Genomic DNA, 13,254 nt, shown 5'->3' on the forward strand with positions numbered 1-13,254 from the left:
AACGCCGCTACCTTGGTCGTAGCCGCCAGAGATCTCCCACGTCCATGTAGTAGGACCCTCTGTAGTAAGGTCGGTGAAGTCAACCTGCTCTTCCTGCTCCACACTATTGCCACTTGCAATGAAGTCTGTATTAGGTGCCTTTGTTGGGTTAACGATAACGATTGTCTTACAAAGTGTATCGAATCCTGAGCAACTCTGTGTAACCAATTTTACTTGGAATGTGCCAGTGGCCGACCATGTATTGTTGAAATTACGGCTAGAGGCTACGGGGCTGGCGTTCAACGAGCAGTCGTCGAACCACTGGTGGGCAGCAGGCATTTTAGGGCCATTACCGTTCAATACCACAACAGGGCTGTTTATAAAAGCAGTGTCGGGCATGGTGAAACTAGCTTTGATAGTTCCGGCAGCATGTTTACTCTCGTCGCAGCCAATGGTAGGTGCAAATGCACAACGTGCATCGCCGTCAATATCAGTTGTTACACCCACAGAACCGTCACCACGAGGGGAGGCGTTTGCCGAGGAGATATGCAAATCCACGGGGGACGACATACTCAAAAAACTAGGGGCTGAGTTGAAGATATTGCTGTTCATTCCATTAGGATTATTTGTAAGAGCGGCCATATTAGAATATGCGCTACCTATATATACATAGTTAGAGCTACTGCCTGTAAAATATACATTATTGTCGCATGAAGTTAAAGCACTTGCAACTGACACATAAAATGCATAGCCAGAGTTTCCGCCCAATGCGAAGATATTGTTACGAACGTCCCAACCTGTACCTGCATATATATACATAGCATAGGGGTTGCTCGCATAATCATTATATACCGAATTGTGATAGAAAATTACATTACTACCATCATAGGCATAAATTGCAGCATACTGAGAATTGTATATTTGATTGTTAATGACATTCGAAGTATTCAAATTGTATGAATAAAAGGCATAATATCCTCCATGAATATCATTGTTCAAAATATCACTGTATTTTACATATTGCATCATCAAAGGATAACCGTTGTTTGCTGTAATTTCACAATTTTGAAATAGTGCAGAGTCTTGGTAAGTGAAATATACACCATAGTATGCACCGCCATGTATATAGGTATTTTTAAATTTATTACTGTAATTGCTTTTATTGTAATCTCCACTAAATACAACCGTCATATACCCACCCGAAATTTCTGAGTGGTCAACGGTGGTATTGTTAGCAAAATCTCCACTATTATAGTAAGCACCATCCATGGCTCCAAAGGCTATATTTGGATAGTTATTATTGGTTACCTTGATGAGGCAACTGTCGAACGAATTAAATTCCGACACATTCATTAATTGAACGGCAATGGCATTGCTGCTGGAAGTATTTTCAATAGTTAAATTCTTTACCGTAACATAAGAGGCTCCGTCGAATTTGAAGGTGGTCCCTGAGCTTGATGTTGTAAGAGTGCGGGTAGTTGCGTCAACCCCATCGAAGGTGATGGTATTAGAAGAAGATGCACCATTAATATCTTTCAGAGTTATCTGCTCGGTATAAGTGCCTGAGGCAACGGTAAACTTTACTGCTCCGCTAATTCCACAATTATTTAGTTTAGCTACCGCAGAGGTAAAGTCAACGAAGTTAGTGCTAGAAGCTGCAGAACCTGCATCGATGGTGAAGTTACCAGTTAAAGAAGTACACACATAAGTAGTGATTGTATCATTGTTTACGTTTGCATCTGGATTTGTGCCATTAGGCTTGTTCACCCAAACTCTTAGAGTATGACTTCCTGCTGAAGTAATTTTTGCGGTAGTGGCAACATTGATCGCTGATGAATTATTACAAGAAGCGAGGTTTAGACCTGTAACTGTTTTGGTGGTTGCACTTCCATTGTCTATTATGTAGCCTACTTCAACTGTATCGATAGTGGTGCCAGCAAGGTTGCTTACAATAAGTTCGATATCGAAATCCTGATTTAATGGAACACTGTTTGTTGAAGGGCTTGCAATAGTAGTTGCGGCAATATCAATTCCTGAAGTTGAAGCTACAGTGATGGTGTAATCATGGTATTCAGAATAGTATCCCTGACATGGGTTCCAAGGTGCGGGATTAGAAAAAGCGTAAAAAGCATAGTAGTCACCCATAACACGCATGCGGTAAACACCGCTAGTTTGGCCTGAGGGAATATCTATATTCCCTGAAACATTACCACCAGCTTGAACAAAACTGTCTCTCAAAACAAGTTCTGAAACTGAGAATGTGCCGTTGGCATTCCAATCAATCCATACACAAATGGCTTGGTCGTAAGAGTTTCCTGCAGTGTTTACTTGCATTGAATAACTAGAACCTGCATTCACGCAAGCACTAATACTGGTAAAGTCATAATAATTTTTGCTCCCATTATAGGAAGTGGTATTACTTATGGAACTTCCAAAAGTAACCGTGCCCAAACCAATGGGCGAAGCGGCACTACAGCACCTTCCATTAGTATTAGCACTTGGTGTACATGGTGATTGAGCATTGGCCGTGTCGACAGACAGGGCTCCAAACATGAACAAACCGATTGAAAAAACCAGTTTGAGTTTTTTTGAGAATTGAGTAAATCTGAACATTATATATTTGATTATGGTGTATTTAAAATAGAAAGGGAATCCCTTCTGAAATTTCTTGTTGTTATATGATAGGATTTATGTGTTTTATTTATTTAAAAAATGCTTGATTTATTATAAACAAAGATGATAGTTTAATGTTTGCTATTATATATATATATTATGGGGCACTAAATTCTAGGTTTTCAATAAAAGAACTATCATTTAATGACAATAGAAAATCCATCAAATCGTTTTTATCTGATTGGGTAAGTTGTAGTGGTTTTGCATAGTCAGTTTTGGTAGTTGGGTCACTTAAATTTTGGACCCCATTTGCATAATGGTCTATTACCTCCGATAAAGTTTTGAAACGACCATCGTGCATATAAGGTGCAGTGAATGCCAAATTACGTAAACTTGGTGTTATAAAAAAACCTTTGTCATAGGGGTTTTTTGTAAAAGCTGCACGACCAGAATCGTTAGTTATAAGACCATTGTTATGATACAAGTCGTTTGTAAATAAAAGATCTTTGCCATTGGGTTTGGTGCCATGGCAATGAGAGCAATGCCCACTAAACCTTTGATCGGCCATATAGAAAACCATCATACCCCTTTCGATTGAGCTTGGAATTTGATGAAAAAAATTGGTATCGCCATTTATAATTTTGGAAGAATAAGAATAAAATTTTTGTGAGAGGTTAAGTTTATCAAACTTACTATTAAATGATAACATAGTACGCTCGAACTGTGCAATTGCTTTTGCGAGCATCGTTGGGGTAATATTAGCAGAGCCAAATACTTGTTTGAACAAACTTGGATATTCAGGATGCGATTTTAATTTAGCAACGGTAGCATCTAATGTTTGATGCATTTCTATTGGGTTCTGAATTGGCTCCAATGCTTGGGTTTCCAATGTTTTGCTGCGACCATCCCAAAAGAAACCATGGGTTTTCCAATCGAGGTTAAACAGGGGCATGGAATTTCTGTTTCCTACCAAACCATCAATGCCTTTACTAAATTGGGAATTATTATCGGTAAACCCAAATTTCAAATCATGGCAAGTAGCACATGCTTGGGTATTATCGGCTGAAAGAATTTTATCGTAAAAAAGTTTGCGTCCTAATGCTATGCCTTCAACTGTTAATGGATTGTCGGCAGGGTTGGGGTCAGAAAAACCCTGTGGGTATTTTAAGGTATAAGGGGTAAGCGGCTGCTGAATGCTTATGGAATCGTCCCAACGTTTATCAATTCTACATGATGCAAACCAAATAAAAACCAGTAAGAAAATTATTTTGTATATATTTCCCATAGTTAATTGATAGAAGTTAAACTAAACATTTGTGCGATGTTTTGTCCCAATTTACGGGTATCTGCTTTCCTGCTATTCTCGGAATGGTTAGTTTCTTGCGAGCTGATGTCCCACTGATTTGTACCATCGAAAAACTTTGCGAAATCCACTTTAATATTTGCTGTTTTTTGGTTGCCGTTTATATTAAAGGTACTGCTGCTAAAATTATATAGATTAAGGTTTTCGTTTAAACCCACATGATAACCATAAGAATTTTGGGAAGTAGAGGCTGAATCTTTTATGTAATTGCCTTCCAAAACAACAAATCTAAAACCCATACCCGACCAATCCATTGAAATATCGCTTTCGAGACTGCTTGGTTTAATGCCATTGTTTAAATAATTATTGTTAGCTGCAGTATCCACTCCCACTGCAAAAGTAATTGCTTTATAATTACCTGGCTTTATGTTTGCCAAAGTTATTTTTTGGGTATTGGGGTTGTCGGCATCAATTATATGATAACCATCAATATATTCAACTAGGTCATTATCGTGCACTAAAGCAATTTTACCAACAATATACCTGCAGGTTTGAATATTATATTTATTCCCAGATTTATTAAAATATTTTAGACCACTTTTATATTGAAGTGGTTCGGCAGTAACATAATGATTAAATTGGATGACGATGGTTCCGTTTGTCTCTTTTTCGCCTTTGCAGGAAACAACAAATAAAATAAGGCCGAAAAAGTAAATTTTCAATGCATTGTTATTCAATATATTGCTAATTAGTATCCCCATATCAAAACTTAAGACCCCAAAAAAGCAAAAAGGGTTGCATCTATTTCAATATTTTTGCAAAAAAAAATTATGGCCTCCTTCGACATTACCAACAAAACTGATTTTCAAAAACTTGACAACGGAATAAACGTCGCCAGAAAAGAACTATTAAATCGTTATGATTTAAAAGGAACTGACTCGAGCATTGAGTTAGATAAAAAGAACAATGCCATTAAAATTATTTCCGATATCGATATGCATGTGGATGCTATAGTAGATATATTAATTTCGAGGTCGATAAAACAGGGAGTGGATGCGATGACTTTTGACTTAACTGGAAAGATTGAACCTAGCGGAAAAACTGCTATCAAGAGTATCCCCATCAAAGAAGGAATTGACAAGGAAAGTGCAAAAAAAATAGTCAAAAAAATTAAGGAAAGCGGCCTTAAAGTGCAAGCAGCAATTATGGATGATATGATAAGAGTTACGGGCAAAAAGCTAGATGATTTGCAGGATGTGATTGCTTTGTGCAGAACTGAGGATTTTGGCGTGCCTTTGCAATTTGTGAACATGAAAAGCTGAAAAAACTTTAAGGGGATAGTAAACATCAAATCCTATATTTGCACCGTTCAATAAATGCTTCCAAGACCAATTGGGTCATGGAGCGTATTGCACGCTGCGTTGTCACAGTTATCTGATATCAAATAAATAACATTTTGAAAAAAATAGCATGAAAAAAAATCTACTCATTGTTTTACTTGCCATCAGTTCGATAGCAATGGCCCAACCCAAAGGAGGAAAGAAAAAGCCAGCCGGACCTCCACCAACCTACCAAAAAAGTATTTTTTTTGAAACCGGAAAGTATGAACTCAATGACTCTGCAAAGGGATTTGTGATGGCTATTATAGACTCGCTAAACCAATATAGCAGTTTTCAAATATTTATTAAAGGAAATACCGATGCCACCGGCGACAGTATTAAAAACCAAAAACTAAGTGAAGACCGTTCTTTGAAGGTTAAGGAATTGCTGATTGCGAACAGCGTAGATGAAAAATTTATTACAATTAATTCTTTGGGAGAAAATGCCCCAGTAGCCAGCAATGAAACCGAAGATGGCAAAAGGATGAACCGTAGGGTCGATATTATAGTAAACTATACACGCAAGCCCCCCGATTCACTTTTTAGTATATGGCAAAAATGTGGAAGCCAACTTCACAACAGCACAACCAAACATTGTATTAAGCCATTTAGAGATACGGTAATAGTGGGAACGCAGGGTACATTGTTTATGATACCTGGAACCGCCTTTGTGGGTGTTACCGCCAAAACAAAAGGATGTATAGAAGTGGTGGTAAAAGAAGATTTCTTGTTCAGTGAAATGCTTGCCGACAGACTAACTACTACAACTGCGGGCAAGCCACTTAGCACATCTGGTGCGGTATACATGATGGCGAGCATGAATGGTGCAAATTTGCAATTGAAACCCAAAATGAAAATTGGGATATTGATGCCATTAAGTGAACGCATGCCAACAGGGACTTTGTTGTATGAAGGTGAACGTGACAAGGGAGACAAAAATTCCATGTTGGAAGACAATACGATTAATTGGAAGGACTTCCAAAAAAACATGAGTGTTATCGATTCCTATACACGCAAGAACTTAAGCGATTGGGTAGCTTGTGGACCGCAACCACAAGATAAATGTCCCTTATTCTTTTGCAAAATTGCCCGCTTCTTTGGTATGAAAAAGAAGAAAACAGATCCCTTAAAACCACCTACTGGATGTATGATGGACGAGGCAGATTTTGCTCGATTGCAAACTGGCATTGTGGGAAGTTTGGGATATAATTTCAAAAATCCAAAAGACAAATTGGGCTTGATGTTGATAGCCGAAAATTGGAGGACTCAAATCAAGGACAATGGCACCCAATTAAACAACAGAGATTTGGCAAACTGGGCATTTGCTGCATCCAATAAATTAGGTTGGATAAATTTTGACCGATTATATTTAAGTAAAGAAGAAAAAACCAGTATAAGTGTTGATGTTGCCCCTCAAAAAAATATAGAATTGTACTTGGTATTTAAAAAAGAAAAAATGTTGTTGCCACAGATAACAGAAGGAAAGGATTTTACGAAAGATAAAATTATTCCCAAGGGACTACAAGCCAAACTAGTAGTTTTAAAATATGAAAAAGGGCAACCTTATTATTTTATAAAAGATATAACAACCGGTGACCCACAAGTTCATGTCGAATTTAAAGCAGCGAGCCCCTCTGAGATTAGAGAAGCATTTAAAGTGCTTGATAATTGAGCTTTTAGGCTTGTCAGGTGTAAACACCAAACAACACCTGACAGCACCTGACAACACTAAAACTGACCACACTAAAAAAATCAACCCCTTAAAAATAAAAATTATGAAAAAAATTATCAAATTAACTACTGTATTATTGTTTGCAGTAATGATTGCTGGCAGTTGTAATAAGCAAAAAAAGCTTATGAACCGACTTGTAGGCACATGGAATATTGACAAGCTTGAAGGTACCTATACTGGTGCTACAACTTTTCCTTATTCATATACTAATGCGGGCACTTATATTTTCACAGATGATGGCAAGGGGACTTTTTCATATACCCTTAATGGTTCAGTGAGCAATGGATCCTTCATCTGGGCAAATACTGAAACAACAGTTACGATGACGCAGACAGGTTATTCACCCAAGGTGAATACCGTTACCTCTAATAGCAAAACAAAACAAGAGTGGTCATTTAATTATACCGACGCAGGTAGTACAAATGTGGGTACTATAACATTGAGTAAAAAATAATTGAAAACTTGTTAGGTGGTACTTATCAGGTGGAAACACCTGACAACACGGGACAACTCTGCAGAATCGTAAACGGGAAGCCTTGTTAGGTGGAAACACCTGACTGCACGGGATAAAGCGGAAATTCTAATGCTAGTTTTTTAACTTCTTGCTTTGCATTATTTATAATAGTTTCATTCTCGTTATTGATGAGTATATGGTCTATCATTTCGGCAACTTTCACAAATTGTTCAGAACCAAAACCACGAGTAGTCATGGCGGCTGTACCTATACGCATACCCGAAGTTACAAAAGGCGACTTGTCGTCGAAAGGTACCATATTTTTGTTGATGGTAATTCCAGCTTTTATTAAAGTATTTTCGGCAAGCTTTCCATTCAAATCTTTAGTACGAAGATCTATCAACATCATGTGATTATCGGTACCACCCGATATAACTTTATAACCCAATCCTACAAATGCATCGGCCATCATTTTAGAATTTTTAATGATGTCGCCACAATAATTTTTATAATCATCCGTAAGTGCCTCGCCAAATGCGATTGCTTTGGCCGCTATTACATGCTCCAAAGGACCACCTTGTGTGCCTGGGAAAACGGCTCCATCCAAGACTGCACTCATCATTTTTATCTCACCCTTGGGCGTAGTTAATCCCCAGGGGTTTTCAAAATCTTTGCCCATCATAATAATACCGCCTCTGGGGCCACGCAAAGTTTTATGCGTAGTGCTGGTAATTATATGACAATAATGTATAGGGTCATTCAAATATTTAGTTGCTATTAAACCACTAGGGTGAGCAATATCTGCCAATAATAAGGCCCCCACCCTATCGGCCACTTCGCGTAGCTTTTTATAATCCCAATCACGCGAGTATGCGGATGCCCCGCATATTATAAGTTTGGGTTTATGTTCGATAGCTTTTGCTTCAATCTTATCGAAATCGATTAAGCCAGTTTCGGGCTCCACCCCATAAAAATGGGGTTTATATAATTTGCCCGAAAAATTTACTGAAGAACCATGTGTTAAATGTCCGCCATGGCTTAAGTCGAAACCGAGTATGCTATCTCCTGTTTTGAGGCAGGCAAGCATTACTGCCGCATTTGCTTGAGCTCCACTATGCGGTTGCACATTGGCCCATGAAGCTCCAAACAATTCTTTAAGTCGGTCGATGGCTAGTTGCTCTATTTGGTCTACTATTTCGCAGCCACCATAATATCGTTTACCTGGCAAGCCCTCTGCATACTTGTTTGTGAGGCAACTTCCCATTGCTTCCATTACTTGCTTGCTCACAAAATTTTCGCTTGCAATTAGCTCTATTCCTGTTTGTTGGCGTTGCAATTCTTTGCCAATCCAATCAAATACTACTTGATCTCTTTCCATGGTGCAAATATAGTAGACAGTGGTCACTAGACAGTAGACAGCCCGCCGCGGCGGGTAGTAGACAGTGAACAGTAGACAGCCCGCCGCGGCGGGCAGTGGTCAGTAAGCAGTTTGTAGTAACAATTAAAAAACTGTTAACTGCAAACAGTCTACTGTCAACTATCACCTACTTTTGCACCGATTTTTACAACCTTTTATATATTATAATGAATAACGATAAATTAATTTTTCGCTTAATAATGGCGGTTTCTGTTTTTGTATTTGTAGTAGTTGTAGTGCTGAATGAAAAAATAATTCCACGCCCTGCCCTATCAGTTGAGCAGCTTAAAAAAGTATATATGCTACCTTCACTCAATGCCATTATTAACGGCACTTGTACCATGCTCTTATTAATATCGTTATATATGATAAAAAGAAAAAAAATACAAACGCATAAAAAAATAAATATTATAACCTTTTTATTATCGTCTCTATTTTTGGTGAGTTATATTGCTTATCATTATTTGGCAGGAGATACTACATATCCAACTAGCAGTCCTACAAAAGGATTGTATTATTTTATATTGACTAGCCATATTATTTTAGCTGCGGTGGTGCTGCCACTTATTTTACTTAGCTTTCATAGGGGATTACAAATGCAGGTAGAAAAACACAAAAAACTGGTGAGATGGTCTTATCCAATTTGGCTATATGTAACTATTACCGGCGTGATTGTATATTTGATGATATCGCCGTATTATCCTTATTAGTAGACAGTAGTAAGGAGTAAGGAGTAAGTGGGAGAAGGGGGAAAGGAGTTTACAGTTGATAATTGTTGGAGAGCATTCAACTTATAAAATCATAAAAATCTTGCAACTCGTTGCAGACAACTCACAACTTGCAACTCATCCATCTCATTTATTCTACTTTTATTTGGTTAGGGTTTTTGGCAATTATTTCCGGTTTATCTTTGAAGATAACTATTTTGCCTGCAACACATATATTCTTTCCTTTTAGAAAATCGGCAGGTTTATATTTAAATTTAGCAACATCGTCTTTAAATATGACCACTACAAAAGGTGCGTTGGGATAAGTTGCTCCGATATTGAGCATGACCCCACCTGCTTTTGTTACATGTGTTCCCTCCACTTTGCCGCAAACAGTAACTACTGAATCTTCATAATACTTTGCTGAGTCTGGAGAAATTTTTTGTGCTGAGGAATAATTGACTGCTACTATGAGCAATACTATCATTAAAAAAATTCTTTTATACATAATATGTAGTTTTATATTTTCAAAATTAGATCCTTTATATTATTATACTATTATATAATTAATTTAAAAACCATTACCTTTACTTCCCAAACCAAATGCCAAACCTGCCGTTATTTGCAAAGATATATAATGTGGCTTTTCATTGTGCAATGAGGATTGTCCATCATAGAAATAATAAAAACCGCCCTCTCCTATCACACGCAAATTACTTGCAAATTGATAATGCACCCCGTAAGCCGCTTGCAGGCAAATCGTGGCCTTTGGCTGACGGTAAGAATAAGAACTTATATATCTATTCTCTTCAATATTATAAGCATGTGTATATAACATTTTTGTGATGCCAACTGCACCCGCCAGATAAAAGCCATACTCATCATCATACTTAGTTTCCTGTATATAATAATGGTAATGATACAACAGTGAAAAAAAACTAGCTTGATATGCTACAATGGTATCAATAGTTTGAGGTGTAGTACCTACTGCTCTAGCCTGTAGATGCACTGGATCTTTGTATTTTTTGGTAGTAAAAAATGAGGCACTAAAACAATTTTCATCCTCATTTTTATTGGTATAACTATAACGTGCAGTAATGCCAGGCACAAAACCCATTTTCTTTATAAATACTTTTGCATCCAAGCCAAACACCAATCGTGTGCTGGCCATTTCATAATCGCTTTGAGCATTTGCTACACTTATAAAGCATATAGAAATAATTATAATTAATAGGTATTTATTCATTGCTGCAAAAACTGATAGCTATTATATTAATTTAGATGGTTTTCGATGGAATTATCATATATAGGTTTCCAGTTTGATTGGCTACCTAAATGTATACCATCAACTGAAATTTCAGACGCAGTTACATTACCTAATTTGGAAAAGGATATGTTTGCTGTCTTCAAATTATTTTCAAACTTTTCTATATTGTTTTCTGAAACAGTTACAATCACTCGCGATTGTGCTTCGCCAAATAAAAATGCATCTTTTCTAATATCAGAATTTGTATTGAGTTTAAAACCTTTATCGCTGGCAAAGGCCGATTCCATAATGCATACCAACAATCCTCCATCGGAAACATCATGTGCTGATTGTATTAATTTTTTTTCTATAATATTTGTTACAGCTTGCTGTATATTATACTCTTCATCCATATCGAAATAAGGACAGGGAGATTGTTCCACCCCTTTCAGTTTTGCCAAATATTGCGAACTCCCTAAATCGTTTTTATGTTGACCAATTATAAATATACTATCGTTTACATTTTTGAAATCGAGCGTCATGTGGTTGGTGGTATCCATCAATCCTATCATACCAATGGTAGGTGTTGGAAATACCGCATTCTCGTCGGATGATTGATTATAAAAACTCACGTTTCCGCCAGTAACTGGCGTACCAAATTTGCGACAAGCATTGCCCATTCCTGTAACTGCATTTACAAATTGCCAATAAACACCGGGCATATATGGATTTCCGAAGTTAAGACAATTGGTAACACCCAAAGGAACACCCCCTGTGCATACAATATTTCTGGCTGCTTCTGCCACCGCAATTGCTCCGCCTTGCAATGGATTACTATATACATATCGGCTATTGCAGTCCACCGTCATTACGATAGATTTATCGGTACCGCGTAATTTTACCACTGCTGCATCACTAGGTTTATTAGTAGTTTGCGTAATAGTGCCCACCATCGAATCATACTGATTATATACCCAGCGTTTGCTTGCAATATTTGGATTCGCCAACATTTTGCCCAATATATTTTTCAAATTTTCTTCATTCAGTTCTATATCTTTTACTGTATTTAAATCAAATTTTTCAATCTCTTTTATATATGCTGGCTCACTATATTCTCTATCATATACAGGAGCTCCACCGCCGAGTACTAGACTCTCCGCAGGAATATCGGCAACCAAATTATCATTCATATAGAAGCGAACATTTTTGCCATCGGTTACTACACCAATTTGGTTATAAGTTAAATCCCATTTCTCAAATATCTCTTCCAATTTGCTTTCATATCCTTGCTTCACCACTACCAACATTCTTTCCTGACTTTCCGATAAAAGTATTTCCCAATCCTTCATTCCTGGTTGGCGTGTAGGAACCTTATCAAGCCACACATCCATACCACATTCGCCTTTGGCGGTCATCTCGCTGGTGCTACACGTAATACCTGCTGCACCCATATCTTGCAAACCGATTACGCCACCCGTTTCAATAATTTCTAGCGAAGCTTCCAATATTAATTTTTCCCAAAACGGATCTCCTACTTGTACGGAAGGCAAATCGTTCACTGAATCTTCTGAAATATTTTTGCTGGCAAATGCAGCTCCATGTATTCCATCCTTTCCAGTAGACGAACCAAATATATATACTTTATTTCCCAAGCCTTCAGCTATTGCTGAAACAGTTTTGCCATGTTCTACGATACCCACACTCATCGCATTCACCAATGGATTTACTTGGTAACATTCATCGAAATAAACTTCGCCACCTACTGTGGGAATTCCGAATGCATTTCCATAATCGCCGATGCCTTTTACCACACCCTTTAGCAACCATTGTGTACGTTCATTTTCTAAATTGCCAAATCGCAATGAATTGAGTTGTGCAATGGGCCTAGCACCCATCGAAAATATATCACGGTTAATTCCTCCTACGCCAGTTGCAGCACCTTGATAGGGCTCCAAAGCAGAGGGATGGTTATGACTTTCTATTTTGAAACAGCAAGCTAATCCATTGCCCACATCTATCAATCCTGCATTCTCTTCGCCTGCATTGGCAAGCATCTTATCACTTTCGCGGGGCAAAGTTTTAAGCCACTTAATACTGTTTTTGTATGAGCAATGCTCACTCCACATTACAGAGTATATACTTAATTCGCAAAAGTTTGGGGTACGCCCAAGTACATTGCATATTTTGTCGAACTCTTCGGGCCTAAGGCCTAGTTCCTTTGCGGTTTCTACGGTTACTGGTTCCAAGGTATTGGTGAAAAATATTTTGCCACAAAATAAGGGCATGGAGGGCAAGGATTTATAGGGAATTTATCTTTTTATTTCAACAATAGACCTCTTTCATAATTCAAATAAGAAAAGCCAAATTATAACGGACACTTTATTTTATTGTAGTATCGCTCGCCGCGAACTCCGATAACTATCG

11 protein-coding genes are annotated in these 13,254 nt (G+C 37.7%); 4 read left to right on the top strand and 7 right to left on the bottom strand.

The genetic code is table 11. The features are described from left to right. From SGJ10_07675 to SGJ10_07685, 3 genes are all read right to left on the bottom strand, one after another. A partial coding sequence (locus tag SGJ10_07675) for a right-handed parallel beta-helix repeat-containing protein (protein MDZ4757999.1) occupies positions 1–2,592 on the bottom strand: 2,592 nt, incomplete at its 3' end. Between the two features lie 157 nt (positions 2,593–2,749). Beyond that, complete coding sequence (locus tag SGJ10_07680; GenBank protein MDZ4758000.1) at positions 2,750–3,877, bottom strand: cytochrome c peroxidase; 1,128 nt, start codon at positions 3,875–3,877, stop codon at positions 2,750–2,752. Positions 3,878–3,879: 2 nt separating this feature from the next. Further along, a complete protein-coding gene (locus SGJ10_07685; GenBank protein ID MDZ4758001.1) occupies positions 3,880–4,617 on the bottom strand; it encodes an MbnP family protein in 738 nt (245 codons plus the stop codon). Between the two features lie 108 nt (positions 4,618–4,725). Here SGJ10_07685 and SGJ10_07690 point away from each other — a divergent pair, with 108 nt between their 5' ends. The 3 genes from SGJ10_07690 to SGJ10_07700 all read left to right on the top strand — a co-directional run bounded on the left by SGJ10_07690 (position 4,726) and on the right by SGJ10_07700 (position 7,460). Continuing rightward, positions 4,726–5,217 (top strand): YajQ family cyclic di-GMP-binding protein, encoded by a 492-nt coding sequence (locus tag SGJ10_07690; protein ID MDZ4758002.1) that lies wholly within the window; start codon positions 4,726–4,728, stop codon positions 5,215–5,217. 148 nt (positions 5,218–5,365) lie between these two features. After that, the gene (locus tag SGJ10_07695; protein MDZ4758003.1) at positions 5,366–6,946 is read left to right on the top strand and encodes an OmpA family protein; all 1,581 of its coding nucleotides are present in this window, start codon (positions 5,366–5,368) and stop codon (positions 6,944–6,946) included. A 103-nt stretch (positions 6,947–7,049) separates the two neighbouring features. Then, positions 7,050–7,460 (top strand): hypothetical protein, encoded by a 411-nt coding sequence (locus tag SGJ10_07700; protein ID MDZ4758004.1) that lies wholly within the window; start codon positions 7,050–7,052, stop codon positions 7,458–7,460. An 85-nt stretch (positions 7,461–7,545) separates the two neighbouring features. Here the strand turns inward: SGJ10_07700 and glyA are convergent, their stop codons facing one another. Next, a complete protein-coding gene (gene glyA, locus SGJ10_07705; protein ID MDZ4758005.1) occupies positions 7,546–8,838 on the bottom strand; it encodes a serine hydroxymethyltransferase in 1,293 nt (430 codons plus the stop codon). Between the two features lie 206 nt (positions 8,839–9,044). On the opposite strand from glyA, the gene SGJ10_07710 reads away from it, so the two are divergent. Then, positions 9,045–9,587: a DUF420 domain-containing protein gene (locus SGJ10_07710; protein ID MDZ4758006.1), complete on the top strand. Its 543-nt coding sequence runs from the start codon at positions 9,045–9,047 to the stop codon at positions 9,585–9,587. Between the two features lie 148 nt (positions 9,588–9,735). Here SGJ10_07710 and SGJ10_07715 read toward each other — a convergent pair whose 3' ends face one another. From SGJ10_07715 to purL, 3 genes are all read right to left on the bottom strand, one after another. Then, positions 9,736–10,092 carry a hypothetical protein gene (locus tag SGJ10_07715; GenBank protein ID MDZ4758007.1) on the bottom strand — a complete coding sequence of 119 codons (357 nt, stop codon included), beginning with the start codon at positions 10,090–10,092 and terminating at the stop codon, positions 9,736–9,738. A gap of 63 nt (positions 10,093–10,155) precedes the next feature. After that, positions 10,156–10,830 carry a hypothetical protein gene (locus SGJ10_07720; protein ID MDZ4758008.1) on the bottom strand — a complete coding sequence of 225 codons (675 nt, stop codon included), beginning with the start codon at positions 10,828–10,830 and terminating at the stop codon, positions 10,156–10,158. A 26-nt stretch (positions 10,831–10,856) separates the two neighbouring features. After that, positions 10,857–13,115 (bottom strand): phosphoribosylformylglycinamidine synthase subunit PurL, encoded by a 2,259-nt coding sequence (purL, locus tag SGJ10_07725; protein MDZ4758009.1) that lies wholly within the window; start codon positions 13,113–13,115, stop codon positions 10,857–10,859. Positions 13,116–13,254 lie beyond the last annotated feature (139 nt).

Source organism: Bacteroidota bacterium (genome assembly GCA_034439655.1).
Lineage (GTDB): Bacteria > Bacteroidota > Bacteroidia > UKL13-3 > UKL13-3 > CANJUD01.